The following is a 26,475-nucleotide window of genomic DNA, read 5'->3' as shown; positions in this document are numbered from 1 at the left end:
CATTTTCATATGTAGAATCTCTTTAGAGAGATCATTGATTCTTCAGCCACACAGTATTTGCTTTTAAATTTAACTCCCTCCAACATCAATATTTTTCTCTTAATTTCAATTCCACCCTTTACACTGTATCCTCCAATATGTCCATTAGACTTGACGACTCTATGACAGGGTATTATTGGTGCTTCATTATTCATAGACATGAGCCTACCAACTAATTTTGGACTCACCTTTAATATCAAAGCTAATTCTTTATAAGACACAACCTTACCTATCGGGATTAATAGGAGCAGTGCCTTTACTATCTCTAATAAATCTTTAGTATTGGCTTTTCTCAACTTATCCTCCTCGTATATTAATACTGTCATTTATTTTTCACCATGAGTCTTTGAATTTTAGTTAAATACCTTGCAACTTTAATGCATTGAGGGTCAACTTCAATATCCTTTCCTTCCTCTATAACTACATGCCTAATTTTCACTTTCACTTTTTCTCCCATAATCTTCCCAACTTCTTCCATCATCATATGAAGTTGTATACAGTGTGGTGACCCATCTACAGTTAAAATTACAATTTCATCTAAGTCTAGTCTAGCTAACATTGACGTTATCTTGAATCCAACCATATTCATATGCTCTCTTTCTAGGCATACTTTAAGAGGCACTCTCTCCTGACTATACTTCTTATAAAATTCTGGGTATTCAAATTCAATACATGATCCGTAAATGAGAATTTTCTTCTTTCTCCTTATTTCTCGACTAGCTACATTTATGCTAAGAACGTCAAAACCCATTTAAACCTCCCCCTATTACCGCAATGAATTTTCTAGTAAATCAATACTTCTCCAAGATATTTCTTACGTAGAATTTGATAATTATTGATGGCCCTCTTTATCATTTCTAAATGTTTTTCTTTAATTTGACCTATAATTCTTGCAGGTATTCCAACTACGATAGAGTTGTCAGGTATTACCATAGACTCTTTGACAACTGCTCCAGCCCCTATTATGCAATTTCTCCCAATTCTTGCACAATCTAAAATTATAGCTCCAATACCAATCATCGTTTCATCATCAATTGTTGCACCTTCAATTATTGCTCCATGACCGATTACAACTCTATTACCAATAATTGTCTTACCTCTAGGAGTCGGATGAATTACTACATTGTCTTGAATAGATGTCTCTTTTCCGATTTCTATGGCGTTTAAATCTCCTCTAAGTGTGGCTCCAAATAAGATTATGGTTTTCTCATCTATTCTAACATCTCCAATTATATACGAGGTTGGGGAAATGTAGACTCCCTCTCCAATAATAGGCTTTCTTCCATTAATTTCAATTAAAGGCATAGTAAACTTTAGATAAGTTTATTCTTAAATTACTTATCAATCATTCGGGCTCATAAAGTCTTAAGTAATCTATCTTCACATAATATTTAACAGCATTTTAGGGTGAATAGTCATGGCTGGGAATGATGGTCCCATATGGATTATGAGAGACTTCATTAAATGTAGTGGCTGTAGATTATGTGAGATTGCATGCTCTCTGGCGCATGAAGGAAAAATATGGCCTGAAGCGTCAAGAATAAGGATATTTATGCTTGTACCAGGTGTTGAAATACCACATCTATGTACACAATGTCAAGACTATCCATGTGTCAATGCATGTCCAGTTAAAGCATTAAGTGTAAATGAAAAAACAGGAGCAGTAATTGTTGATAAGGAGAAATGTACAGCATGCGGTGCATGTATAGAAGTATGTCCAGGAAAAATACCTCATCTACATCCTTCAGGAAACTATATTCTAATCTGTGACTTATGTGATGGTAATCCTCAATGCGTAAGAGTTTGTCAAATGGGCAAATGGAATGCCCTATGGATAGTACCTAGATCAACAGTGGAAAAACAGTGTAAACTATATGCTCGCACCCCTGAGGAAATGACCAAAGAGCTCACAATTAACTTATATGGGAAATTTGGGGAGGAATTTCTATGAAAGGTAGAGGATATACTGGAAAATTCTTAGAGGTAAACTTAAGCACAGAAAGGATAACTGAATTAGCCTTTGAAGAAGAAGTTTTAAGACAATATATCGGAGGAAGAGGATTAGCTGCAAAGATATTATGGGATCGACTTGGAAGCAAATGGGAAGAAATTGATCCACTAGGACCAGAAAACATACTTCTCCTCCTAACTGGTCCATTAACAGGTTTCTATCCTGGAGCAAGAATATGCGTCTCAGGAAAATCACCACAAAGCAATGGAATTGTAGGCTCAACAGTAGGAGGAGAATTCCCAATAGAACTTAAATGTGCAGGATATGATGGTATCATAATTACTGGTGCAGCAAAAAGTCCAGTCTACCTCTTCATCAAGGACAGTGAAGTAGAAATCCGGGATGCCTCACATATTTGGGGAAGAGATGGCAAAGAAACCATTAAAATACTTAATAGGGAAATTAGGAGCGAGTTAGAAAGTAAGTATAGAAGATTTGGAAAGTGGAAAGAGCCAGGAATACTTTACATTGGACCGGGTGGAGAAACTAAATCTAGAATGGCTGTAGTAATGTGTAAATGGACACATGCAGCAGGATATGGCGGCTATGGTGCAGTTATGGGTTCAAAAAACCTTAAAGCAGTAGTAGTCAAGGGAACTGGTCCCCTACCAGAAGTCTACAACCCTCTAAGAATGCACTTCCTGTTAGATGAAGTTTATCGAGTATATATAGCACGTGATGGAATGCGAAGATGGGGTACTGGAAGTGGCGGATACGCAGTAGGCTATATTTCAAGTGCAGAGCCAGTCAGAAATTGGCAAGATGAATGGCATGATGAAAAAAGCTTTGGTGTAGACAAATTTGAAAGAAAAGTATGGGTTAAACGTTACTGGGGAGATTATGGATGCCCTACTACATGCCTAAAAATAGCAGTTGTCAAGACAGGTCCATACGCAGGCGCCATAACGGACAATCCTGATTATGAACTTCAAGCCTACTTAGGAACAAATCTAGGAATATTCACACCTGAAGAAAATGTTTACTTATCAGCATTAATTGATGATGTAGGTCTATGTGGAATAAACGCTGGTAACGTGCTTGGATTTGCAGCTGAGCTTTACCAACGTGGAATACTGACAAAAGAAGACTTGAACGGAATAGAGTTAAAATGGGGAGATGCTAAAGCCTTTGCAGAGTTAATAAAATTAATTGTAAAAAGAGAGGGGATAGGCGACATATTGGCTGAAGGAACCTTCAGGGCAGCCATTAAAATTAGTGAAATGAAAGGCATAGATGTCATGAAATATGCAGTACAAGCAAAGGGTATAGCTATTGGTGCACATGGAATAAGAAGTAGATTAGATTACACAACTCCAATATCCTATGTATGCTCAGTTCAAGGGGGTGATCACACTTCAGTTGCAAGAATACCTATAGAATCGCATGGAAGCGAAGTAGTCCGTACAATGCTAGACTCAGCTGTAATATGCACATTTAATTACTTTGGAAATCCAAAACTCTTCTGGAACTTCTTCGAGGCTGTAACAGGGTGGCATGAAACTCCTAAAACTTGGGCTGCTGAAAATGGACTAAAAATAATACAAATTCAAAGAGCAGCACTCCTATTAGGTGGACCAGACTTTTCATGGGACCCAAAAATACATGATGCAAATCCACCGAGATTCTATGAACCACTACCAACAGGCCCATGTGCAGGTCAAGCAGCAGACCCAGAAGAAGTTGAAAAAATGAAGAAAGAGTACTACAAGTTAGTTGGATGGGATGAAAATGGAATACCTAAAAGCGAAATACTATTAAAATTAGGTCTAAAAAGTGTTGATGAAGCATTAGACAAGGTTAGGAGGAAATATAAATGAGTGTATATGAAGCAATTCTAAAGAGAAGAAGTATTCGAGCATTCAAAAAAGCCAAACTAGACAATGAAACAATCTTTAAGCTATTAAATGCCGCAAGATGGGCTCCAAGTGCTGGTAATAGACAGCCATGGCATTTTATCATTGTTCTAAATGAAGAGTTAAAAGAAAAATTAGTACCAATATGTAGAAACCAACTATTCATTGCAGATGCAGCATGCATAATTGTAGGTCTAGCCAATATTAAAAAGTCACCTAAATGGGCAATAGTTGACACTACAATTGCGTTAGAACACATAGTATTAGAAGCATGTGAATTAGGCTTAGGCTCATGCTGGATAGGTGCATTTGATGAGAATGAAGTCAAGAAGCTACTTAAAATTCCAGAAGAATACAGAGTAGTAGCACTAGTACCCATAGGATATCCAAATGAAAGTCCTCCACCAAGATCTAGAAAGAAAATCCATGAAATATATTCAATAGACACATTTGAAAACCAAGAGAAATTCAAATTTAAACAATAAACTTTATTACTCATTCATCCTTAATAATCGAGATGAAACATCAAACTTTAATTGGGAAAATTGAAGCTGCCATAAAACAATACAATTAAAGTAGAGTTTACTGGTTCAATGATCTCAAATACGAGTTAATGGACTTCATCAGAAAGAAAGTTAAAATAGTTGATTTAAGGGGATTAGAAGATAAAGGGAAATTTATCGCCATATTCGAGATAAGGATTTAAATAAATATAGGAGAAACTAAAAGCAGTTTCTTAGAATATTACTTTAGTAACTGTTTATCGCTAGGTTACTATTAAATATGTCTCAAAGTGTTGAGATTAACTAATCCAATTTTCTATTTTAATACCTTAAATTAGAGAAAGCTCTGAACTACTTACCATAATGATTCTTCCAGCACCATTACTAAAGTTTTCATTTTTCATAATCTTCATGATTCCTCTTTTAGCAGTAATATTGGTGCAGTGGCATGGTGAAACTAGTTTGACGCCTATTTTTGGAGGCTCTTCGCTATTCGAATACTCTTGTCTATGTCAGATATATGAAAACCACCTATAACTCCATATACCCTATTAACTCCTGAAACTTTTTTGCACAATTAATAATATTTATGATTCCGGGATGACTACATCCAGTTAAAACAATTAATCCTCTTTCTTTTAGATTTATTAACAATGAATGTTCATCTATCCATCCCATCCATTTTCTCATTCTTCCAGTAGGTATAATTCTATCCATATTTTTTGTGGATTCTGAACAAATAATGGGGATTCCATATGTTTTTAATTATTTCGATTTCATGTCTATTTTCTGATGGAACATATACTGGAGTTGGCTTGCCTATAATGGGTAAAATGTGATTTAGAGAGCCATAATGATCTCCATGCCAGTGAGAGATGGATATGACTTCAATTTCTGAGAGATTTATATTGAGTAGTGAGGTGTTATGAAGAAAAATGGTGAAGGATCCATTTGTATCCATTAAAATAGCATGTCGTTTTCCTCTTATAAATCCCTCTATATAGAATGAAAGACCCCAAGAAGATTTCAGCTCTTCTCTTCATACGTCATTATCCACTAATGTTATTATTCTAATGGCATTCACTTCTTTCACTTCTTATATCCGCCTATTTTTCTTATTACTCTTATATGGTAGGGCCACGTAACGTCCAGGTTGGAACACGTGCATTCGGAATAGCATCTGCTCTTGGTAAATAGGGCTTGATATCAATAATTGGGGAACCTTCAAATGCGTCTAAACCTTTTACATATAAGGTGCAGTCTTTGATTTTTATGAGTTCGACGACACAAAGTCCAATAGGATTTGGTCTGCTAGGGCTACGAGAAGCAAACACACCTACCCGAGGAGCTCCTGAATGTCTTCTTGGAATAACTTGCAGTACTCTTCTTTCCTTCTCATTGTCTCTTAGATGAAACCAATAGAGAATTATAATATGGGAGAAATCTTCAAGTCCGTAGAGACCTTTACAGTATTCTTTATAAATTCTCACCTTTGAAGTTTCATTTGAACTCTCCACTTCTCCAATAAATTTAAGTTCTCCTCTTCTTTTCATCATTTTCCTTCTCATATGATATCACTTTGACTTAAAATTTATTATTAAGATTTTGAGTCTCTCATCTCAATTATGAATTTTATATAAGTAATTACAACTCGACATTTGATGATCTAGTATATACTATACATTAAAGGGATGAGATATTCCCTTATAATCTATACTTGTAGAAGTCATATCTAAAGTCAACTAAAACTTCAACTAATACTGGTTTGTTTATTGAGAATGCTTTTTCTAATGTAGCTTGAAGCTCATTGGGCTCTTCAACTCGGATTCCCTTGATGCCAAATGACTTTGCACACTCTGAAAAATTAGGTGGAAATGTGTCAACTGCGATAAATTTGCTTTCATGATATCTCTGTTGAAGCTTCCATATCATACCATACTTTGCATCATTAAACACGATTATGGTTAAATTTAATTTTAATTCTGAAAGAGTGGAGAGTTCACTTAGTGTCATTAATAACCCGCCATCCCCCATTACAGATACAACCTGTCTATCAGGGTTGATTTTCTTAGCCACTATACCTGCTGGCAGTGAGAAACCCATACTACCATATCTGCCAGGCATTATGAAGGTGTTAGGTAAATAAGGCCTAAAGTAGACTTCCATCCAAGAGTTATGACTACCTATATCAGAAGTTATAATGGCATCTTCATCTACAGCCTTTCTTATGCAATTGCATATGAATGCTGGATGTACAGGTTTAACCTTCGACATTTCATCTGCAAATTTTTCCAGTTCACTTTCAATTGCATTTTTAATATGAGAAATTTCTCTCTCCAAACTTCTCCAACTACTTTTAACTTTTCCCTTAAACTTACTATTTAGCTTCCTTATGAAATGTGGTAGATTTGGTGTATTTACTTCTATTACATCTCCTTTCACAAGTATTTTTGTTATACAGTCCTCTTGGTATATGTGGATTACATTTTTATTAAGCTCTTTAAAGAATCTACTTGATCTAGAACCTAAACTTAACCCTATAGTCAATATTAAATCACTTTCTTGGAATAACTCTTGAACTAATGGATGTGTTCCTCTACCAAAGGCTACACCTATAAAGTATCCTACGTTTAGTGGAGTGTTGAATGGTATTGCACTTTTACCTTCACGTACATGAAATATTGGTGCATAAATGATTTGTGACAAATTTATAACTTCATTCCAACACATATTCCTTAAAATTCCTCTACCAACAATTACAACTGGTTTTTCAGAAGATGAGATGATCTCGTAAACCATTTTAATACTAGTGTCGTCTATGTGTTCCTCTACTTTTTCCCAAGATTTAATTTCTATTTCTTCATTAAGTTCAGCTCTCAATACATCGGTGGGCAAGCTGATATGGACTGGTCCCTTTCTTCCACTACTAGCTAATTGAAATGCTTTGTTAATCGTTTCAGGAATTTTATTTGGATCCTCAATTGTTATACTCCACTTAGTTATTGACCTAAATATTTTCTCTAGGAAATACCAGTCATCGACTCCATGGAAAGGTTGAATTCTATCTATAGTAGAGCATTGACCAGAAAGATGAATCATTGGCGACGACTCTGCAAAGGCTCCTGCAACACCTGTAACTGAGTTTGATGCACCTGGACCAGCAGTAACCAAACATACCCCAGGCTCTCCAGTTAATCTACCATACACATCAGCCATAACTGCAGCTGCATTTTCATGTCTAACTAAGACGTGCTCAATACTGCTTTCTTTCAAGAAATCATAGATATCCAAAATATTATATCCTGGTAATCCAAAAATTAATGAGACTTCATTAACCTCTAACATTCTTACAAGCAATTCTGCAGCTTTCAAAACCCTCCCTCACAGTCAAGGAATATTAAACTTATTTTCTCTACTCTTATATACTCTCCTATAACTAACCATTTAAAATTCTCCATCTAATCACAATTGAGAATAATGCTTATTTCAATTTACTCTCTAAACCTTTAATGTATGTCATTTATGGATTCCATAGTACTAGCAGGTGGGGAATCAAAAAGATTTGGGAAACAAAAATTTATGGTAAAATTGGGGAATAAACCTTTAATTCTACATGTAATTGAGAAGCTCTATAGAATTTCATCTAGAATTATTATTTCAATTAGATCAAATTATCAGGAAAAAGCCATTAAGAATATTCTTTCATCCTATAGTTTCACGGAGAAAATTGTTTTTGCAATAGATGACCCTGACATTCCAGGCATACTAGGTGGTGTTAAATCAGCTTTATTACAATGTAGCAAAGATTTAACTTTCATTACTGGGTGCGACTTACCGTTCATTTCAACTAAAACAATTAGATGGATGGCAGAGAAAATTGACCATTATGACGCCATAGTACCATTATGGAGAAATGGCTTCATAGAACCATTATACTCAATTTACAGAGTCAACCCAACCCTTAATGCTATTAAAAAGACCTTGATGAACAATAATCTTTCTCTGAGAGGTGTATTAAATCGAATCTCCGTAAAATATGTATCAGCTGAATACTTGGAAGAGCTAGCCAACAGCCCAATATTTTTCAACATCAATTCTAAAAAAGATTTAATAAAAGCGAAAAAATTAATTTTAATTTAAATAATTTTGAGATAATTCTTAATATGATCACTTTAAATTAGGAATTTAATTCTTTACTTTACACTCATAATGTGTGTCGCTTATTCTAAAGATCTTTACGTTATATCCCATATAATTAGACACAACAGAGTTCTTAAAATAACCCCAATAATAGTTAACATTATGCATGAGATCTTTCCATTCAAATACGTATGTACCTGATGGTGACGTAGCATTTTTATTAAATTTAACTTGAGAATAAGCTTTCTCACTTGAAGTCCAAGATAACCATTCTTCATATTTATATGAATTTACTGAAACATACCAATAATGTGTATTTGTCGCTGAATTCTTTATTGTAAAATAATAAAATTTCCCAATACCGGCTGAACCAAAATATATAGTTTTAAAACTTCATCAGCTACAGAATAGTAAAACTTATTTTCATAGGTAAATTGATCTAACCCTCTTTCTACGTAATCCAACCTCAATAGATTGGTCGCTTTCCTTAAAGACACAAATGTGCGACCAAATAACTTGTCCAACCTCTATTGAAACACCATACACTGCTCCTTTTCCAAACACGCCTTTATTATTCTTATCAAATGAGTAAGTGTCATCAAAGTCGTCATGTGGACTATTTGCATAGACTTTAAAGCTAATAGACCATAGTAAACAAATTGTCAAAGATAATAATAGAGCTAAATGCTTTTTCAAATTCCCCACCTTAAGGTCTCAGCTATTCTACATAACTCGTCAAGCAACATTAAGCCCTTCAATTTAATCTCTACCTTAGGTGTAATTATTAGAATGAAGCTTGGAAGTTCATAAGTATATCCTTGAGGATTGGTTACATTACTGTAATGCCAAGAGTATACTGGCCAATTGTTAATTATTCTCTTTTCTATTTTAATTCCCTTCCATCCTTCCTTCTTTATCCTACTGTTATCAAAACCAATTTTCCAGTCAATATATTTGTCAACATTTCGTCTGAATTTATCTAAATTTCCATTAAATTGAGCATTAAAACCGTATGTATATCCTTCTCCAAGCTTGCCGAAAGTAATATATATCATGAGCTTAGGCCCTTCTTCTGAAGGCATGTCAATGCAACTTTTTTATAGCTTTCATCATCAGTGTCCATAACTCCAATTTTTGAGTCTGAATATAAGAAGTATATTTGTCGAGGCCCAAATTGAATGATATATCTTAACTCATAATTTTTAGGAAGGTATGTTGGTGGCTTGAATTCAAGACCTTTCTCCATTATGAAGGTTACCGCGTTATTTAAATCTAATAATTTGCCTGGAAGCCATTGACTTGTTATTAAAATTCGATTATCTTCTTCATTACTTTTTTCTGGTGATTTAATTTGCATGAAATAATTGTAACTTAAAGCGAATGCTATCATAAATGTGAAGAAGCCAGGGTATAATAACTTTAATGTTGTTGATATATTGTTTTCATTCTTCATAATATTTCTCATGTTATTTTTATATATATTTAAACTTTTCGTTAAAATTAGATTAAGAAATTGCTTAATAAAGGGACATTAATTATCTTCTTTTTCTTGTTGCTGATACTATGCTTATTACATCTCTATCTCTTAGGACATAGTCTTTTGGAAGTCTTATTCCTGATCTCACGTCTATTGCGTATATGAAGCCCTTTGCTAGGTCGCTGTGTATTTCTCTTGCTAGGTCTAACACTGTTGATTTTGGTGGCATTAGAAATGCATCTGGTAGAATGTTTCCATGTTTATCTGATAGTTTTATTGGGTCTTCAACTGGATATATAACGCTCATTTCCAATAGTTTGAATACGGCTGTGTTTAATGCTTGTTGGACTCCTGTTCTGAAAATTCTTCCCATGACCCTTTTCTGGACATATTCTAGAGCCCACTTTTGTTTAGGAGTTAATTTTTCTTCGTTAATTACTTTGAATATTTCTGTTCCTGGAGTATATTCTATTAAGCCTGTTTTTTCAGCTCTTCTTAATGCTAATTCAGCTTCTGCTGAGCATGGAACAACAAATTGTCTTCCGAATTCTTCGATTAATTTTTCAAAGTTTTCTTCAGCTGGCCCTAGATCCATTTTATTTGCTACTATCAATGTTGGCTTTGATCTTACCCTTAATTCTAAGGCCATTTTTTCATAATCTTGTTCACTCCAGCTTCCAATAGGTTTATTTTCTATTCCACTTGCTTGAAGTGACTCGATTATGTGATTCTTAGTTACCTTCATTCCTGAAAGAGTTGAATATAATGCTTCGACAATATCATATCTACCGCTTTTTGTCATCCTTTCAATCTTATTGCTATTTGTTTTTAGAATTCTCTTATACCATTGAACTAGTTCATATTCAACCTCATAGAAGTCTGCTATTGGATTTCCCAGTCCCGGTTCACATATTCTTCCTTCTGCATCTATACTTCCGGAGACATCGACTACATGTAACAATGCATCAGCTTGCATTGCTACAGTTAAAAATTGATTTCCAAGACCTCTTCCAAGGTATGCTCCCTTAATTAATCCTGGTAAGTCTATTAGTTCTATAGGGAGAAATCTCCATCCATTTATACAGACAGAATTTTTAGGATTGTCTTTTACTCTAAATTCTTTGCATACGCATAAGGTTTGAACATATGCAACACCTATATTAGGCTGTTTTGTTGTGAAGGGATATGTTGAAATTTCAGCGCTCAGAAGTGTTGCAGCATTAAAAAATGTTGTTTTTCCAGTATTCGTTTTGCCTATTAATCCTATTCTAATCAATTCAATCTCCTTATTTTACTTTGTATGTCCATAAATTTTAAGTTATATGGTGTCTGGAGGTAAGAATTAAATATCATATTTGTTTATAGGGATTGATAGTGGTAATGGATGGGAATTAAAAGGACATTAATTGGAATTGGTGTAGGGGTACTATCAGCCCTTATTTTCTCTCAGGTAAAATACCCGGAGGAATTTGAATTTTTAGCTATTATCATACCTCCATTACTAGCTGGAGCTGTAGCTAAATCTACAATAGGTGGTGCCTTTGCAGGTTTCTTTTCACATGTAATCACAGTGTCTGGTATAAGTTCCCTACTGCTTTTTATTGGATTTGCTAGTGAGGCTCTACCTATTCCAGTAATGTTACTTCCAATGATAGGTATTGGGTTAAATGTGATAGGAATTCTTTTAGGTGGTTTTGGAGCAGTTTTGGGAATTATTGGAAGTGGTATAAGTAACATTATTTTTCCTGAAAAAGAATAGTCTACTTATTTCCCTTTTTCTAGAGATTTTCTCAATTTAATACTTATAATAGAGTATACGATGATTCTCCTCGTATCCTCAATTAACCTCCTCATGACATCTAATTTTCCTCTTAAACCTGGAACTAGGGTTCTTGGATATTCAAGTTGTTGAAGTAGAATATGTATTCTCTCCATCAATTCTAAGGTTTTTTCAGCTTCAATAATTAAATCATCTTTTAATAAGTCAATTGCCCTTCTTCTCAACTCACCTATTAAGTCAGCTAGTCCCAGAGCATATGATTGTTCTGGAACTCTAAGTTCAGTTATTAATGGAATTCTATCTCTCATTACTATTTGAGTTAATGCCATTGCCTCTACATACTCTTGAAATGCTGTTAACGTATTTTTAATTAAGCCTGGATCCATTTGAGTTTGACTTCGAACTTTATTGAAGACCTCTTCTGCTAATTTAAGTTTCTTTAATGCTTCATTAAACTTCTTTCTGTGCACTAGAGAAATAGCTTCTCCACATAATCTTTGTGCTTCTTTTGAAAGCAATTGTATGTTTTCCTTTACTTTGTATTTTTCACTAAGCCTCCTAGCAATACTTTCTATTTCTTCTGTAAGTTGCTCTATATTACTCATGTAATCCACCTAGACATATCCGATTTATTTCTTCATCCTGTCTTTCCTCGATAATCCCTACTATTTTTTTAACTTTTCTTTCATCTAGAAATGGTATTGAAGTTATAAGTGATGCAAGAATTTCTGCATTTTCAATTGGTATTTCAAATGTAATTGCATTATATTCTCTGTCAGATATGGCTTTACCTTCCATGACTTTCCAGTAAAGTTCTTTAAAGTCTTCAATTTCCATGAGACTTAATAATATTACTTTCTTTTTTACTATTGCATTAACAAGATTTCTTAATTGCTTATCTAAAGGTGGGATTAAAATCTTCAGATTTGAATGCTTTTTATATTGACGGATTTTAATTGACATTACTGCAATTGGGACAAATACCTCAACTCTTGCATAGGCTTCCACAGGTTTATTTACATTAAACTTTATTTTTGAATATAATACTATGAATGGTTCATCATTAAAATTGACTCCGAAGATATAGACTGTCTTTGCATTCTTGATGATTTTTTCAATTTTAGCTAAACTTTTCATGCATATACTTCCAAATTAGTCTTAATATTTAATTGGCTAACTAATGTTTATCTTTATCGCTTTAAATATTATTTCAAGTGGCTGATAAATACGCTTCTACTCATATATAACTTCTAGTTTATATATCTGACAGTTATATATTCTCAACGATGAATATGAGATCTACCGAATTTAAAGTATGCCTAATTTATGCTTTGAAGGATCTAACTTCCAGGAAGACGCGTACTGCATTCACTATTCTGGGCATTGTTGTAGGTATCGCTGCTATGACCTCTCTTATGACTATTGGCACTGGTATGAAGGTTCAAATTGAACGTGAAGTAACGGAACTTCTGGGTTCATCTATTCTCCTTAGAGATAGAGAGCAAGGTCCAATACCAATGTATGTCGCATTTGTTGTCAGTCAAATACCTGGTGTAAATGAAACTATTCCACTAGTTTTGGGTGTTGGCTCAACTAACGGTAATCCAACTATAATTTTCGGTGTTCCTCCACATAGAATTTCAGTGTACGCACCTATAACTGCTGGTAGAAATATTGCATCTGACTTTGCATTTGAAGCACTTATTACAACTGATACAGCTAAAAAGTTGAAGATAGGTGTAGGAGATAAAGTTACTATAACTACCTCTTCTTCTCCAACTCCTAAGATTTTCACACTGGTTGGAATTGTTTCGCAGGGAAGTCTTCTCCAAATGGCTCTTGCAGGTAGAATGCCAGTTGTAGTGGTAAGCTTAGCTCAAGCACAACAATTATTAAATTTACGTGGATCAGTGTCAATGATAGTTATCAGAGTTTCCAGTCCCACACTTATTAATTCTGTGGTTGAAAATATAAGAGAATATTATCCAGTTATTGAAGTTATAACACAGGAGGATATTCTACGGACTGTTAGCTCGATAATTAACACTATAAATGCGGTTCTCTTAGCTATTGCTTCTTTAAGCTTAATTGTTGCGGCACTTGGCATTATTAATACCATGACTATGACTGTAAGAGAGAAAACGCGTGAAATTGGAATTATAAAGGCTATTGGTGCTGAAAGATGGCATGTCTTTACAATATTTATTGGTCAGGCAATAGTTATGGGAATTTTGGGTGGTATTATAGGTGTGACCTCAGGTTTTATTGGTGCATATGGCATAATCGAGTATTATTTGCCTAGAATAATTAAAGTACCTTTACAAATACCCTTCGTAGTCTCTACTGATATTGCAATTGAAGGGGTAATTTTAGCATTAATTGTAAGTGCTGTTTCAGCGTTTCTTCCAAGTTGGAAGGCTGCAAATATAAGACCTGTGGAGGCTTTAAGATATGAGTAAAAATGAAGTTATAATCAAACTGGAAAATGTAAGAAAGATTTACACTTTAACAAAGGAAATTCAAGTTCACGCACTCAAAGGTGTAAATCTCCAGGTAATGGAAGGAGAATTGCTTATTATTATGGGGCCATCTGGTTCAGGTAAAACGACATTATTGCAAATAATTGGTACATTAGATAAACCTACAAGTGGGAGAGTCATAATTGATGGAATTGATATAACCGATTTTAATGAGAATCAGCTTGCAAGGTTTAGAAGAGAGAAAATTGGATTTGTTTTTCAATTTTTCAATTTAATCCCCACATTAACTGCTATTGAAAACGTAGTGTTCCCCATGTTACTAGCTGAAAAATACACTAAGCAAGAAGCTTTAAGGCGTGCTCAACTTCTCTTAACAGTTGTTGGGCTAGAAAAGGAGAGATGGATGAATACACCCAGGAAGCTTAGTGGAGGTCAGCAGCAAAAGGTTGCCATTGCAAGAGCGTTAGCTAATAATCCAAAATATGTTCTAATGGATGAACCTACGGGTAATTTAGATGTCTACTCTTCGGCTAGAGTTCTAGACACTGTTAAATGGTTAAATCAATTCTATGATCAGACCTTTATTATTGTAACACACAATCCTGAAGTGGCAGAGATGGGTTCACGTATAATATATATTCGAGATGGAAAAATAATGGAATCTCCTAAAACGCTAATAAGACTTGACACACTTCAATTATCGAAGGATGAAGTTAAGATGAGGTTAAAAGCACAAGTTGATCTACTTAAAATTGAACTTACATCAGCTAAGAGGAGGAATGTTGATTCAAGAGTTATTGATGAAATTGAAGAAAAAATTTCCTTAACAGAAGAAAAGTTGAGGGGATTGTAAATTGAATTTGAAGTTCAAGTCGACTATGTCACTATTATTCTTGATTCTTCTTCAATTATTCTCAGTTAAATATTCTATAGTTTTAAATGCCTATCAACTCGAGGATAACATTGATGTAAATAAAACTGCATATTATACAATTGAATATGATCCTATACTTAATATAACGCGTTTAAGTTATACTTCAATCTTAGAAATTGATAATGATGGATATGAATCTGTAAACATTGAAATTCTTGATTTCGCTTTAAATATTAACTCGTCTACTATTCAGCTACTGCCTGGTACTCCAAGATATTATTTCCTTGAAACAATCGGGCCAATAACCATAATTGGATGGAGAATTTCCATCAACCCAGGTACTACATATATAAAGTATTCTGCTAATGCTCTAAGTTCCCCGTTATTAGTTAGTGAGAAAATACTTGTGAATAAAACTGATGCTGAGCTTGCTGAATTTATGGGTATAACTTATGTTGTTGCTGGTGTAGGCTCAGAAATCACTTGGAATATTACTCTAACTAATAATTTACAGGAAGTAGGTGTCGACCGAATAGTTAAACCTCCCATATACTGCACACTTTCATTTAAAATTGATACTAGATATTTAGAGACCATTGAAGTTACTCCTGAATCAAATGCCTCTTCAGCAAGCGGGGATTATATTGAGTATAGTTGGAACTTGTTATTTGAAAATACGTCAAGCATCGTTGTGAATGCAAGAGTCATCGACACGACAGTTTGGGGTACGATTCCTGTAGAGTCAATAACCATTCAAGCTGCTGCCTGTCCAGAAGATGTTTTTAAGATGATAGAATCCCAGCTATCATCTTTATCTTCAATGATCTCTGCGGTGAATTCCACCTACACTTTATATAAGAATCTTAGCGATGGGCTTCTAAATATGTCTGAGAAATTAAGTATGATGGCTATTGGTGCTAATGAATCAAGCCAAGCTTTGTATGCTATTGGGAATGAAATGATATCGCAGGGACAATTAGCCTCCTACTATATCTCTTCATTAAAAGAGATTGAACCTCTCCTTAGAAGAGCTTATTGGGAAATATCTATGATTAATGCTAGCGGGATTACTCAAGAATTAAATCAAACCTTAGAATCTCTTCATAATGATATCCAGAACACAATATATCAGCTTGAAAGTGTTGCTAATTTACTTGTAGAAGTAAATGATACTCTAACTGAGTTATTAAATCAAACGCAGAATCCAAATCAAAGACAATTAATATTAAATGCAATTGAAAATATCGATCAAGCATATCAGATAATTACTAGTATAATGGAGGCTTTAGAGTCAACATTACAGTTAATTGAAATGTTACAAGATTCTATTGCTTTTCTCGAACCACAAATAACTGAAACTCAAAGTGCAATTTTAGAAGCAATTGAAGTCATGCTTGAAACATTAATCCGCCTTGAAGGTATACCCTCTGCTATGATTGAGGTTGGAAACGCTATCGTAAGAATCGCTGAAGGAAATGCTGAAATGAGTGAGGGATTAGCTTATGCTGCTAATGCATCAAGTTATATGGCCAACACAACTCTGAATGCTTCACTAGAATTGAAGTCAAAGCTTGATGATCTAATAAGAATTCATGAGGGACTAGAAAGACAATATAACGCATTAAAGACATATAGAGAAATGCTAAATTCAATTTCAGCTTCAATTAATCCTGTTGAGTTAAAGCCATCGATTCTTAGTTTAAATCCTCTCAGATTAGATCTAGATGATGTTGAAGATGTTCGGTTGATAATAATTGAGGGAGTTACTGTAGTAAATATGACTAATTTCAAGTCACAATTAATCTATGCTGATGCCAGAAATGTGATAATACTAGCACCAAACATTATCAATCAAACAGTCTACAGCTTCTATAATAAAGAAATTAACCTTAAAGAGTTAAGTCCAAATGTTAGGATTAGATTGATTTCATCCAGAATAACCAAGTATCAGATTTATTCATTTATTGCTGTTTATCAGCCAACTTTAGCAAAGGAATTTAAGGCTGTTAACGTTACTCTTCCTCCACCAACTCCACCTACAACCGAGTTACACTACACCCCATATATTCAAGGTATAGCGCTTATTTTGATAATTATAGTTGGAGTGATAGTGATTTTTAGGAAAATAAAGCTTAGATAAATCCAAAATCCTTTTTAATGTTATATTTTCGATTTACATTGGGGGTTTAAATGGCTGAACTTCCTATAAGCTATGCTAAGGATCCAGTAATAAGCTTTAATGAAGAAGAAAAATTATTCAGAGATGTTGTTAGAGAGTTTTGTCAACGACATATAGCTCCCAAGTGGATTGATATTGATGAAAGAGCAGAAAAAGATCCAATGAACATTCCTTTAGATTTAATTAAAAGGATGGGTGAACAAGGCCTCTTTGCTATTCCATGTGATCCAAAGTATGGTGGTCAAGGTGGAACCTACACCATGGCTGTAATTGCAGTTGAAGAGATAGCGTATGCCGATCCTGCAGTTGCAATAGCTGTTTATGCTCTACTAAATAATGGCTGGCCCTTCGCATTACAACAGTTTGCAAGAGAAGAAGTATGTGAGGAAATTATCTCTGAAGTTGCCAAGGGAAATGCTTTCTTTGGTATTGCAACTACAGAGCCGCAAGGAGGCTCAGACATAGCTGGGATTAAAATGACCGCAACAAAGAAACATGGGAAATACGTTGTTAATGGAGAGAAATGCTACATTAGTGGAGTTGGAGAAGTCACTAAGCTTCCTTGGGGTGGAGGATGGTTTTTAGTAGCTAGAACAGGTGGAGCTGGACATAGAGGTTTATCTGCTTTTGCATTTTTAGCTAGAAAGAATGGCATCTTAAAGGATGGTTTTAACCCCACTATATATCCCGACATTGGTAGACATGGTTTAACTACTGGTGGTTTTATTTGTGAAAATGTAGAAGTCGATGAAGTATACTTGATAGGGGAAGAGAATCGAGGTTTCTATTATGTGATGGAGGGCTTTAATCTAGCAAGAATAGTTGTGGCTGCAGCGTGTATCGGTGCGACAAGATGGTTACTAGAGCAAGCTGCATCTTGGTTTAAGCAGAGAACACTTTTTGAAGGAAGATATATATCCTCATTTCAAGGAGTTAACTTCAAGTTTGCAGAGTTATATGCAAGATTTGAGGCTGCAAGATACTTTGTCTATAGGGCTGCGAGATTAGCTGACAAGATATATGTTGAAAAGGATCCTACTTTAAATCCTAAAGACCTTAATGTTCCAGTGGCACTAGCTAAAATGTGGGCTCCTGAAACAGCAGTGGATACTGCAGAAGAAGTAATGAAATGGCATGGAGCTTTCGCATATACTAAGGAATGCCCTGTATATAGAGCATGGCTAGGTTTGTTTTCATATGTTATTGGCGCAGAGGGGGCTCAAAATATTATGCGGTACATAATTGCTAGAGACACGTTAGGCAGTAAATATGTAAGACCTCGATAATTTTTCCTTTTTATACTTTTCTCTTTTTGGGTTGTATTTCAAATAGAGAGGAGCAAAATACTTTTAAGCGCTTCAAACCCTAAAAGTAGTCTAACAAGCTATTCAAATAAATTATATTTGAAAAGGAGGATATACGTGTGATTGCACCTATGAATCTATATGTTGAATTCATAGCAAAGGGTAGAGGATTCCAGTTCTTTGTACTAGTACTATCCGCCATTCTTCTATATGTTGCATACAAAATGGTCAAATCAGGTAAAGAAATCTACTTAAGAAGATTACCTGCTATTGATGCAATAGAAGAAGCTATTGGTAGAGCGGCAGAAATGGGTAAGCCAGCTCACTATACATACGGTGCAGGTGGAGGCTGGGGTGGAGGCTTAGCCTCACACCAAGGACCCCAAGTTGTTGCTTCATCGTCAGTATTAAGCTATGTCGCACAATTGTGCGCAAGATATGATGTAAGACTAATAGTGAATATGATGCAAGCCGACGCTATTCCATTGACGGAAGAGGTCATTCGACTTGCATATTTAAGAGAAGGTAAACCAGAAAAATTCGACCCAAAAATAATCAACTATTTCCCAGGTCAATCTCCAATGGTAACTGGGATCCTAGGCACATTCCAGAGAGAAAGACCTGCAGCAAGCTTCCATATTGGAGGCCTATATTATGAGTCAGTGGTCATAGGAGAAGCAGCAAAATTCGTTGGTGCCTTCTTAGTTGCTGGAACCGCAAATACTCACCAGCTACCATTCATTGTGGCAACTAGTGACTATGTATTAATCGGTGAAGAATTGTATGCTGCAGCTGCATATATTTCAAGGGAGCCCATTCAAGTCTCCAGCATAGCTAGTGAAGATTGGGTTAAATTTATACTGCTAGGAATCACGTTACTCGGAATACTTCTAGAGTCTGCTGGGATCAAGGTTATAAGTAATCTCTTGAGGTGGTAAGTATGGCAGCTGCATGGAGAAGACCTGAAATATTTATTTTCATAGCTGGATTTGTAATGGGAATCTCCTGGTTAGGATACTTCTTTGCAATACCTGAAGTGGAGGAAGCCGTCAGACTAGCTCAAACATGGGCTGTAGGAATAGCAACTTTCGCTTTAGCCATAGGATTTCTAACTGCCGCAAGAATTCATTTATACCATATTAAGAGAAGAACTCCAGGTATGTGGCCCTTTAGCGCTTGGCTTTTCCTTTTCACTGCTGTAGCTACAATTGCCGGCTTAATAAGTGAAACAACTGGTTTCTATGATTGGCAGTTCAGATGGATCTATACTCCACTCGGTGCAACACTATATGCAACTACTGGCTTCTATATTTGTTCAGCAGCCTATAGAGCCTTTAGAGCTAGAACACTTGAAGCAACAGTTTTATTGGTGGCAGGCATACTTGTGATGCTTGGAAATTGCACTATTGGAGAAGTAATATGGCCTAGCATACCTATTATAAATGAATGGCTACAAATTCACGGGCAAGCACCCTTCATTAGGACGATCATGGTCACTGCCGCATTGGGAATGATGATTTATGCATTAAAGGTAATGGCTGGAATAGAGAAAGGCTATCTTGGTGCTATTGGAGGGGAGGGATCCTAAATGGGTGAAGAAAGCTTCTGGATTAAATTAGCTGCAATTGACCGAAGAATTCTCTACTGGACACTATTCTTACTATTGGCGGTACCCTTCATACATCCATTAATGCTTCCAGTCTCTATATCAGAAACAACATATTCACTTTATAACTTCATTGAAACACTAGGCCCAGACGATATTGCAGTTATTGGAATTCAGTATGGTGTTAGCGCATGGCCTGAATGTTTACCTGGAATGGTTGCAGTAGTGAAGCATCTAGTTTCAAGAGGTGTAAAGTTAATTTTCTGGGGATTCTACACCGACGTTGACATGACAATGAGTGCAATTAAGTCAAGAGTTCCACAATTAAAAGGACCTGGGGAAAGTGCTGGTCCTGGAGACTATAAGTATGGGGAAGACTGGGTGTATGTGGGATTGATAGCAGGAGGAGAGCCATCAGTTGCAGCTTTAGCAGACGATTTACATGCTGTAATTAAAGCAGATAAGTATGGTACTCCAGCTACTCAATTACCTCTACTTGCTAGAGTTACAGGTGCAAAGGATATTGCATTAGTTATTACCGGAGATACTGGTGATTATGGCTGGTTCTATGTTAGACAATGGAATGCACGATATGGTACACCAGTAGCAGAAATTGGAATCGCAATGATTTACTCTGAGTTTATACCATACTATCAAGCTGGACAAATCATTGGACTATTAAAGGGTGTTAGAGGCGGCGCAGAATATGAAACCCTAATTAAATCTCCAGGAGAGGCAATAATGAGGATGGATGCATTAAATGTATCGCACCTGTTGACAATATTCTTTATTGTTCTTGGAAATCTTGGATATTTTGCTACGAGGGGGAAGAGGAGGTAGAAAACATGCCTTATCCAACTGATCCATTAGGAATTTTAGGGGCATGGGTGGGAGCCCTTCTAACAATATTTATCTATAGCTATATTTTATGGAGAGAAAACCTTGCTTTCAGATGGGCCGAACACACTTACATTGCTGCAACATTCTCAGTAGCCATAGTACAGGCTATAAGGCTAATTAGATTGAACATTCTAACCCCACTAATACAAGGAGATATAAGATACTTAATTCCAGTAATTCTAGGATTAATGTTCTATACACTGCCCTTCAAGAGATATAGGTGGATTAGTAGATATACAGTGTCTTTCCTAGTAGGCATTGGCTTCGGAGTATCAGTTAGAGGTGCATTAAGTGCAGATATCGTCAAACAGATATTAGCCTCAGTTGAAGCTCCAATAGGCGGAGCATCAATGGACTGGTTTAACTTCCTATGGACAAGCCTAGGCTTTGTATTAATAACTTCATACTTTACATTTACTAAGGAGCATACCGGATGGTACTACTATCCAACTAAGATTGGAAGGTACATCTTAATGCTAGGACTGGGAGTATACTTCGGAAACACCGTTCAATTCAGAATGACAATGCTTGGAGGAAGAGTACAATACCTACTACAAGTATTTAGGATAATTCCATGGCCATAGTTCAGATTGCCCTAAACTTCATTTTTTATTTAAATTTATTTACTCGTGAATTCTTGGTCTATATACTTGTTTCCTAAATGCAGATTTAGTTAAAGGTGGAATGGCACCTGCAATTCCAGTTATTAATCCCCCAATTGTACTTGTCATAACTGTTTTTAGAAGTAGTCCAACACTAATGCCTAGTATTAATCCCCCTATAATCATTCCAGTTGCTAATCCCAGTGCAAGAGTTCGATGAAAAGTAGACATGGGATACTCTGCATAAAATACTTCTCCGCATACTGCATCTACAATTCCCTTAAACTTCTCATTACGATATGAATATTCTAATTCCCATATAGGGTAATGAACTAATCCTTCATATTCACAATTAATTTTAATTGGTGCACCTGGACAAGCTAATTTTACTTCACCTAAAAGCCTATAATATACTCTTTGTTTAGCTATTTTTTCAGCTTCTTCTTTAGACAAAGTTGGTGAGTAATACTTTCCCGCTTCCATTAGAGATGGTTTAAAGTATATTCTCCCCCTTACGGGAAATCGATATTTAGATGGTATTTCTAATGGTAAGAATTTTAATGCTGGAATTGCAACACTTTCCGTTTCCATTACTTCTGATTTTTCACATAATGCATATCCCTCAACAAAGAACACATAAAGTGGAAGGAAATATAATTGGCGAAAAGTTAGACTTGAAGCTTTACTTAGATCTGCTGGGGCTCCAAATTGTCTTGATACAATGGCTTTAAGTTTATTGTATGCTCTACTTGTATCATAAAGTACTGGAAATACATAATGCTCTGCTTCAATCTCTTTTGTTTCTAGATTTATGGTTGTTCCACAATAAGGACATACTGCTACTGTAACTCCACTAGGCACATCAAATTCTGCTCCACAATGAGTACATTTCATTTTATCCTCTCTCCACTCTTACATCAGAGACAGTTTTTCTACCTAAAGCATAACTCAAACCAGATGCAAATATTAAGGCTCCCAAAGCTATCCTTATATCCCTCAAGTATGCAAATCCAATCGCCCCTATAGCGCAGCTTGCTAAAACACCTATAAAGTATAATACGCGGTGATATATCATGACTGGTTCCTGAATAGCTAATAAATGGCAACTCCACCCTGCATATGCCGCTTTATATTGAGCCCTTCCATAATTGTAAATTAAATACCAGTATGGAACAAGTATCAATGGAGAAACATCCACTATTCTAGTTCTACATTGAAATTCAGTTAATTCATCAACTTTTGATTTAGCTCTCTCTCTTATTCTATCTCCAGCTTCATCTCTAGCAATGTTCTCTGCTTCTTCAGATGAAATTTCAGCATTTAAAACTGGAAGCTTTATTTTCTCCCAATCAACTTCTTCAATTTTAATTAACTCAGGTTTCGAGTGTCTGAAATGTTCTGCTAATTCAAAAATAGAGAAGTCCTCCGCACTTCTCCTTGCAAGTACTGGTATTCTTATGGTGGATTTTAATGTTCCACTCACTCTCTCACGTTTAATGACTGTTCTTGCATGTTTCCCTGTTCCAACTCTTTCTATTTTCTTTTTGAATCCTTCATATTTAGCTTCAACTCTAACAGTAATAAAGTAAAATGGAACATAGACGCCATTCACTTCCACAATTGAAATTTTATCCTTAATTCTTCTTAAATCGAAATCCTCGGCAATTCGTTTTCTAAATACTTTCTCAATGTCATTTCTGCTTAAAGAGGGAACTATGCATACTTCTTCTCTTATTTCGGTCATCCAATTAGGCGTTCCGCAATATTCACAGATAACTACTATAGACTCAGGTGTGACTTCTAAAGGGCCGCCACATTTTTCGCATCTATAGGCTTGAACGTTTTCAGCCATAGATTTTTCGCCTATTTTATTGGCTCTCCACAAATAGAACAGAACTTAGCCTCAAAAGGTACAAGATGTCCCTTAGAACACCATTTTACTTGTTTACCACAATATGGACAGAATTTTGCTCCTGATGGTACTGGCTGACCACAATATGGACATCTTGGAGTGTATGTGGGGGGAACAGCAGCTGTGGGAGCTGCAGTTGAAGTTGGTTGAGGTTGTGGTGGAGGTGGCTGAATTAATGGAGGTATCATAACCATACCCGTCCCAATTGCTGCACCAGGACTCTTACCCAATTCTTTTGCAACTTCCTTAGCTGTTTCCATTTGAAGTACATATCCTGTTTGGACTCCTCCCTTCATAATCCAGAATAATCTATCTCTCCATTCTCCTTCAGTATCCACTCCTTCAAAGACTATTTTCTCAAGGGCTATTCCGAGTTCCCTGAAATCCTTACGGAGAAGTATAGTTACTTTTTCAGTTACTTCTGCTTGTTTAACGTATACGTCCTGTATGCTATGCTTGCTTAAATAGGCCATTACCTTTTCATTAAAGTATCCGCGAAGATATTTATTTAATTCATCTGTTGTATAGGCACTTTGAGGTCCCACAACTTTATTGACGAACATTGACGGATCTTCTATTCTAAAGTAAAAGCTTCCATGAAATAGTAAAGGTGCCAATTCAATCGTCTGTGTTCTTCCCCCGAATTTACCTTGAAATCTCCTTAATGAAACGTATATAACCATTGACTTAAATATACTTTCTCCATATAATCCTTCAACTAAGCCCTTTAAAAATGGAACATTTTGAGTATCTAGCACGTGTCTTCCAGCACCCAATACACCATAAACCTTCCCATCCCTATAAAATATTGCCTTCTCAAACTCCTTTACTATGACAACACTTCCCCAAGGAATAACTTCATCCGGATACTTCCAAACTATTTCATCTTCTCCAGGATTAACCCATTCAATAACCTTAGGTTGAAGCCCAGTAACTTTTCTAGTCACTTTACCAATTCCCTTTCCAATGATATCTATCATTAATTTCACCTACCCATTCTACTTATGCACTCCATCCTCTTAATACTTTTAGTCGCTCTTCTAATGTTTTTTCAATCTTCCCTATCTCTTCGATTATCTGAGTTATTTTTTCTTTGGGAATCTCAGTTACATTTACTATTCTTGCAATTTCAAAAGCTAATTCTTTCACCTTTTCAGCTGAACTTATAAGACCATTATCTATCTCCTTTAATTTTTCAAGCGTATTCAATTCAATTTTAACAATATTGTAATGCGGTGCATATCCTGATTCAGCAAATTTAACCTTATCTGCAATATAACTTAATGTTGAAGACAAATTATTAAGACGCTTAGCAGTTTCAAAACTAAATTCGACTATTGATGCAGCTGCTTCTTCAACTTTAATTTTAGCATCTGTTAACGTCTTAACCACGTAGTCTCTAATTAAACGATCATCCTCTCTTGCAAGTTCCCTTTTTTTGTAACCGCTAAAACCTGGAATAATGGTCTCTAACTTCTCAATCCAAGTTAATTTTTTAGACATTATACAATCACCATTTATAAATACTACTTGGCAATTACTTAATAAGCTTCCTAAAATTAACTTTTCGCTGAAGGTGATAATATGGACGTGAATATCGATTTCGGCGTAAAAGGCGCCCGAGAAGCCTCCTCTAGAGGGGATATAATTGTGGTTGTTGATGTCCTTCGTGCTTCAAGCACCATTTCAACAGCCCTTAAAAATGGGGCTAAAGAAGTTATAGTAGTAAAGGAAATCGAAGATGCACTAAAATTATCGGAAAAATATAAAGATTGTATATTAGCTGGAGAAAGAGGAGGAATTAAAATTAGTGGTTTCAAATTAGGCAATTCTCCACTAGAGTTTTCAAGCGATGTCGTTTCAAATAAAACCATAATTTTTACTAGTAGTAATTGTGCACCTATAGTTGATGCAGCTAAAAATGCTCCCATAGTTATTCTAAGTTGTTTTTTAAATCTCTCAAGTACTGTCTCTTATCTAATAGGTTTATCTGAGAAATATAATAAGCCAATAAGCATTATTTATGCAGGAAGATATGGAATGCCATGCTCAGATGATTTGTTCTGCTCTGAAATATTGCTCGGATTAATTAAAGGAGAAATGTCAAAGCCACCTTTATCCGCAATAATTAAAAGTTTTCTCCAGTTAACTCCTTCAGGTCGATACTTAATCAGCATAGGTCATTTCGAAGACGTATTGTATTGTGGTGAGGTTGATAAAATTGATGTTGTCCCGGTAAAGCTGGAAAATAATGCTGGATTTAGAGTGCTACACTTAGACGAAGTCATTGAAACTTTAGTTTAGAAGTGAAAGCTTATTATCTAAGTAAATTCATAAATATTTACAAGGCTAATTGTTTCGGAGAAATAAACTATGTTTAATCCATACCCTTATGTTCTTGCTTATAGATTTGAGAGTGTTTTTCTTCTCTCTATAGTCTCGTTAGCTGTTAAACTAGTGTTTTTATTGTTACTATTTGGAAAGCCTGTGCGAAACTTGAAATTTATAATTGGAAGTGGATTAACTTTCCTTTCTTCTTCTCTTTTCTTCATCCTTTTATCCTACATCTTTATAAATTTGACACCTTGGCTTATTTTTACCATCTACTACGCTTCTCCTTATATTTTTCTTCTTTTTATAGCATTAACGTACATTGGTGGATCAGTTTTCATTGAGTTTTTTATGTATTTCTATATTGTTTTGAAGGGTCGTATTAGTAGAGGCGATTTAATAGCAACTTTAATGTTGGCAAATCTTTTTGGCTATTTGTTCATATTTGAATTTGGGCTGATTTCACCATTCTTTGGACTTTAGC

General features: G+C 35.4%; 32 protein-coding genes. 15 read left to right on the top strand and 17 right to left on the bottom strand.

Annotated elements, in window-relative coordinates; translation table 11 throughout:
* Nucleotides 1-5: 5 nt before the first annotated feature.
* The 3 genes from ACW8TM_RS02820 to ACW8TM_RS02810 are packed head-to-tail and all read right to left on the bottom strand — an operon-like array spanning nt 6 to nt 1,344.
* A complete protein-coding gene (locus ACW8TM_RS02820; RefSeq protein ID WP_491531760.1) occupies nt 6-365 on the bottom strand; it encodes an MGMT family protein in 360 nt (119 codons plus the stop codon).
* Nucleotides 362-790 (bottom strand): 4Fe-4S ferredoxin, encoded by a 429-nt coding sequence (locus tag ACW8TM_RS02815; protein ID WP_491531759.1) that lies wholly within the window; start codon nt 788-790, stop codon nt 362-364. Before ACW8TM_RS02815 ends, ACW8TM_RS02820 begins: the two co-directional genes overlap by 4 nt.
* 32 nt (nt 791-822) lie before the next feature.
* The gene (locus ACW8TM_RS02810) at nt 823-1,344 is read right to left on the bottom strand and encodes a gamma carbonic anhydrase family protein (RefSeq protein WP_491531758.1); all 522 of its coding nucleotides are present in this window, start codon (nt 1,342-1,344) and stop codon (nt 823-825) included.
* A gap of 112 nt (nt 1,345-1,456) precedes the next feature.
* On the opposite strand from ACW8TM_RS02810, the gene ACW8TM_RS02805 reads away from it, so the two are divergent.
* Genes ACW8TM_RS02805 through ACW8TM_RS02795 form a run of 3 tightly spaced genes read left to right on the top strand, consistent with a single transcriptional unit; the run spans nt 1,457 to nt 4,388 of the window.
* Nucleotides 1,457-1,990, top strand: coding sequence for a 4Fe-4S dicluster domain-containing protein (locus ACW8TM_RS02805; RefSeq protein ID WP_491531757.1), 534 nt, complete (start codon nt 1,457-1,459; stop codon nt 1,988-1,990).
* The gene (locus ACW8TM_RS02800; protein WP_491531756.1) at nt 1,987-3,867 is read left to right on the top strand and encodes an aldehyde ferredoxin oxidoreductase family protein; all 1,881 of its coding nucleotides are present in this window, start codon (nt 1,987-1,989) and stop codon (nt 3,865-3,867) included. The genes ACW8TM_RS02805 and ACW8TM_RS02800 overlap by 4 nt, the downstream gene beginning before the upstream one ends.
* A complete protein-coding gene (locus ACW8TM_RS02795; protein WP_491531755.1) occupies nt 3,864-4,388 on the top strand; it encodes a nitroreductase family protein in 525 nt (174 codons plus the stop codon). Before ACW8TM_RS02800 ends, ACW8TM_RS02795 begins: the two co-directional genes overlap by 4 nt.
* Nucleotides 4,389-4,937: 549 nt before the next feature.
* On the opposite strand, the gene ACW8TM_RS02790 is transcribed toward ACW8TM_RS02795, so the two are convergent.
* The 4 genes from ACW8TM_RS02790 to ACW8TM_RS02775 all read right to left on the bottom strand — a co-directional run bounded on the left by ACW8TM_RS02790 (nt 4,938) and on the right by ACW8TM_RS02775 (nt 7,778).
* On the bottom strand, nt 4,938-5,096 hold the full coding sequence (locus ACW8TM_RS02790) for a hypothetical protein (protein WP_491531754.1): 159 nt from the start codon (nt 5,094-5,096) through the stop codon (nt 4,938-4,940).
* A 19-nt stretch (nt 5,097-5,115) separates the two neighbouring features.
* Nucleotides 5,116-5,394 (bottom strand): hypothetical protein, encoded by a 279-nt coding sequence (locus ACW8TM_RS02785; RefSeq protein ID WP_491531874.1) that lies wholly within the window; start codon nt 5,392-5,394, stop codon nt 5,116-5,118.
* 136 nt (nt 5,395-5,530) lie between these two features.
* Nucleotides 5,531-5,974 carry a tRNA (N6-threonylcarbamoyladenosine(37)-N6)-methyltransferase TrmO gene (tsaA, locus tag ACW8TM_RS02780; protein ID WP_491531753.1) on the bottom strand — a complete coding sequence of 148 codons (444 nt, stop codon included), beginning with the start codon at nt 5,972-5,974 and terminating at the stop codon, nt 5,531-5,533.
* A gap of 136 nt (nt 5,975-6,110) precedes the next feature.
* The gene (locus ACW8TM_RS02775) at nt 6,111-7,778 is read right to left on the bottom strand and encodes a thiamine pyrophosphate-binding protein (protein ID WP_491531752.1); all 1,668 of its coding nucleotides are present in this window, start codon (nt 7,776-7,778) and stop codon (nt 6,111-6,113) included.
* A 141-nt stretch (nt 7,779-7,919) separates the two neighbouring features.
* Here ACW8TM_RS02775 and ACW8TM_RS02770 point away from each other — a divergent pair, with 141 nt between their 5' ends.
* Nucleotides 7,920-8,546, top strand: coding sequence for a molybdenum cofactor guanylyltransferase (locus ACW8TM_RS02770; RefSeq protein WP_491531751.1), 627 nt, complete (start codon nt 7,920-7,922; stop codon nt 8,544-8,546).
* A 423-nt stretch (nt 8,547-8,969) separates the two neighbouring features.
* Here the strand turns inward: ACW8TM_RS02770 and ACW8TM_RS02765 are convergent, their stop codons facing one another.
* The 4 genes from ACW8TM_RS02765 to ACW8TM_RS02750 form a co-directional block, all read right to left on the bottom strand.
* Complete coding sequence (locus ACW8TM_RS02765; RefSeq protein WP_491531750.1) at nt 8,970-9,242, bottom strand: hypothetical protein; 273 nt, start codon at nt 9,240-9,242, stop codon at nt 8,970-8,972.
* Nucleotides 9,239-9,601 carry a hypothetical protein gene (locus tag ACW8TM_RS02760; protein ID WP_491531749.1) on the bottom strand — a complete coding sequence of 121 codons (363 nt, stop codon included), beginning with the start codon at nt 9,599-9,601 and terminating at the stop codon, nt 9,239-9,241. The genes ACW8TM_RS02765 and ACW8TM_RS02760 overlap by 4 nt, the downstream gene beginning before the upstream one ends.
* Nucleotides 9,598-9,999 carry a hypothetical protein gene (locus ACW8TM_RS02755; RefSeq protein WP_491531748.1) on the bottom strand — a complete coding sequence of 134 codons (402 nt, stop codon included), beginning with the start codon at nt 9,997-9,999 and terminating at the stop codon, nt 9,598-9,600. Before ACW8TM_RS02755 ends, ACW8TM_RS02760 begins: the two co-directional genes overlap by 4 nt.
* A gap of 82 nt (nt 10,000-10,081) precedes the next feature.
* On the bottom strand, nt 10,082-11,299 hold the full coding sequence (locus ACW8TM_RS02750; protein WP_491531747.1) for a redox-regulated ATPase YchF: 1,218 nt from the start codon (nt 11,297-11,299) through the stop codon (nt 10,082-10,084).
* A 108-nt stretch (nt 11,300-11,407) separates the two neighbouring features.
* On the opposite strand from ACW8TM_RS02750, the gene ACW8TM_RS02745 reads away from it, so the two are divergent.
* Nucleotides 11,408-11,782, top strand: coding sequence for a hypothetical protein (locus ACW8TM_RS02745; RefSeq protein WP_491531746.1), 375 nt, complete (start codon nt 11,408-11,410; stop codon nt 11,780-11,782).
* A 5-nt stretch (nt 11,783-11,787) separates the two neighbouring features.
* Here the strand turns inward: ACW8TM_RS02745 and ACW8TM_RS02740 are convergent, their stop codons facing one another.
* Nucleotides 11,788-12,408, bottom strand: coding sequence for a translin family protein (locus tag ACW8TM_RS02740; RefSeq protein ID WP_491531745.1), 621 nt, complete (start codon nt 12,406-12,408; stop codon nt 11,788-11,790).
* Complete coding sequence (locus ACW8TM_RS02735) at nt 12,401-12,940, bottom strand: hypothetical protein (protein WP_491531744.1); 540 nt, start codon at nt 12,938-12,940, stop codon at nt 12,401-12,403. Before ACW8TM_RS02735 ends, ACW8TM_RS02740 begins: the two co-directional genes overlap by 8 nt.
* A gap of 155 nt (nt 12,941-13,095) precedes the next feature.
* Here ACW8TM_RS02735 and ACW8TM_RS02730 point away from each other — a divergent pair, with 155 nt between their 5' ends.
* From ACW8TM_RS02730 to ACW8TM_RS02695, 8 genes are all read left to right on the top strand, one after another.
* Nucleotides 13,096-14,262, top strand: coding sequence for an ABC transporter permease (locus tag ACW8TM_RS02730; protein ID WP_491531743.1), 1,167 nt, complete (start codon nt 13,096-13,098; stop codon nt 14,260-14,262).
* Nucleotides 14,255-15,136: an ABC transporter ATP-binding protein gene (locus tag ACW8TM_RS02725; RefSeq protein WP_491531742.1), complete on the top strand. Its 882-nt coding sequence runs from the start codon at nt 14,255-14,257 to the stop codon at nt 15,134-15,136. Before ACW8TM_RS02730 ends, ACW8TM_RS02725 begins: the two co-directional genes overlap by 8 nt.
* A 1-nt stretch (nt 15,137) precedes the next feature.
* Complete coding sequence (locus ACW8TM_RS02720) at nt 15,138-17,297, top strand: hypothetical protein (protein ID WP_491531741.1); 2,160 nt, start codon at nt 15,138-15,140, stop codon at nt 17,295-17,297.
* A 50-nt stretch (nt 17,298-17,347) separates the two neighbouring features.
* Complete coding sequence (locus ACW8TM_RS02715) at nt 17,348-18,622, top strand: acyl-CoA dehydrogenase family protein (RefSeq protein ID WP_491531740.1); 1,275 nt, start codon at nt 17,348-17,350, stop codon at nt 18,620-18,622.
* A gap of 137 nt (nt 18,623-18,759) precedes the next feature.
* Nucleotides 18,760-19,578 carry a DUF6754 domain-containing protein gene (locus tag ACW8TM_RS02710; RefSeq protein ID WP_491531739.1) on the top strand — a complete coding sequence of 273 codons (819 nt, stop codon included), beginning with the start codon at nt 18,760-18,762 and terminating at the stop codon, nt 19,576-19,578.
* 2 nt (nt 19,579-19,580) lie between these two features.
* Nucleotides 19,581-20,228, top strand: coding sequence for a hypothetical protein (locus tag ACW8TM_RS02705; RefSeq protein ID WP_491531738.1), 648 nt, complete (start codon nt 19,581-19,583; stop codon nt 20,226-20,228).
* Nucleotides 20,229-21,086 carry a hypothetical protein gene (locus ACW8TM_RS02700; protein ID WP_491531737.1) on the top strand — a complete coding sequence of 286 codons (858 nt, stop codon included), beginning with the start codon at nt 20,229-20,231 and terminating at the stop codon, nt 21,084-21,086.
* Nucleotides 21,087-21,091: 5 nt separating this feature from the next.
* Nucleotides 21,092-21,730: a hypothetical protein gene (locus ACW8TM_RS02695; RefSeq protein WP_491531736.1), complete on the top strand. Its 639-nt coding sequence runs from the start codon at nt 21,092-21,094 to the stop codon at nt 21,728-21,730.
* Between the two features lie 39 nt (nt 21,731-21,769).
* Here the strand turns inward: ACW8TM_RS02695 and ACW8TM_RS02690 are convergent, their stop codons facing one another.
* The 4 genes from ACW8TM_RS02690 to ACW8TM_RS02675 are packed head-to-tail and all read right to left on the bottom strand — an operon-like array spanning nt 21,770 to nt 25,163.
* Nucleotides 21,770-22,642 (bottom strand): hypothetical protein, encoded by an 873-nt coding sequence (locus ACW8TM_RS02690; RefSeq protein ID WP_491531735.1) that lies wholly within the window; start codon nt 22,640-22,642, stop codon nt 21,770-21,772.
* Between the two features lies 1 nt (nt 22,643).
* Nucleotides 22,644-23,600, bottom strand: coding sequence for a TFIIB-type zinc ribbon-containing protein (locus ACW8TM_RS02685; RefSeq protein WP_491531734.1), 957 nt, complete (start codon nt 23,598-23,600; stop codon nt 22,644-22,646).
* Between the two features lie 11 nt (nt 23,601-23,611).
* Complete coding sequence (locus tag ACW8TM_RS02680) at nt 23,612-24,640, bottom strand: SPFH domain-containing protein (RefSeq protein ID WP_491531733.1); 1,029 nt, start codon at nt 24,638-24,640, stop codon at nt 23,612-23,614.
* Between the two features lie 22 nt (nt 24,641-24,662).
* Complete coding sequence (locus ACW8TM_RS02675) at nt 24,663-25,163, bottom strand: hypothetical protein (RefSeq protein WP_491531732.1); 501 nt, start codon at nt 25,161-25,163, stop codon at nt 24,663-24,665.
* A gap of 81 nt (nt 25,164-25,244) precedes the next feature.
* Here ACW8TM_RS02675 and ACW8TM_RS02670 point away from each other — a divergent pair, with 81 nt between their 5' ends.
* Together ACW8TM_RS02670 and ACW8TM_RS02665 are read left to right on the top strand one after the other, a co-directional pair.
* Nucleotides 25,245-25,964: a 2-phosphosulfolactate phosphatase gene (locus ACW8TM_RS02670; protein ID WP_491531731.1), complete on the top strand. Its 720-nt coding sequence runs from the start codon at nt 25,245-25,247 to the stop codon at nt 25,962-25,964.
* A 69-nt stretch (nt 25,965-26,033) separates the two neighbouring features.
* Complete coding sequence (locus ACW8TM_RS02665) at nt 26,034-26,474, top strand: hypothetical protein (RefSeq protein WP_491531730.1); 441 nt, start codon at nt 26,034-26,036, stop codon at nt 26,472-26,474.
* The last annotated feature ends 1 nt before the right edge of the window (nt 26,475 follow it).

The sequence above is a fragment of the Candidatus Culexmicrobium sp. genome (assembly GCF_058356305.1).
This window is presented reverse-complemented; position numbering and strand designations above follow the sequence as displayed.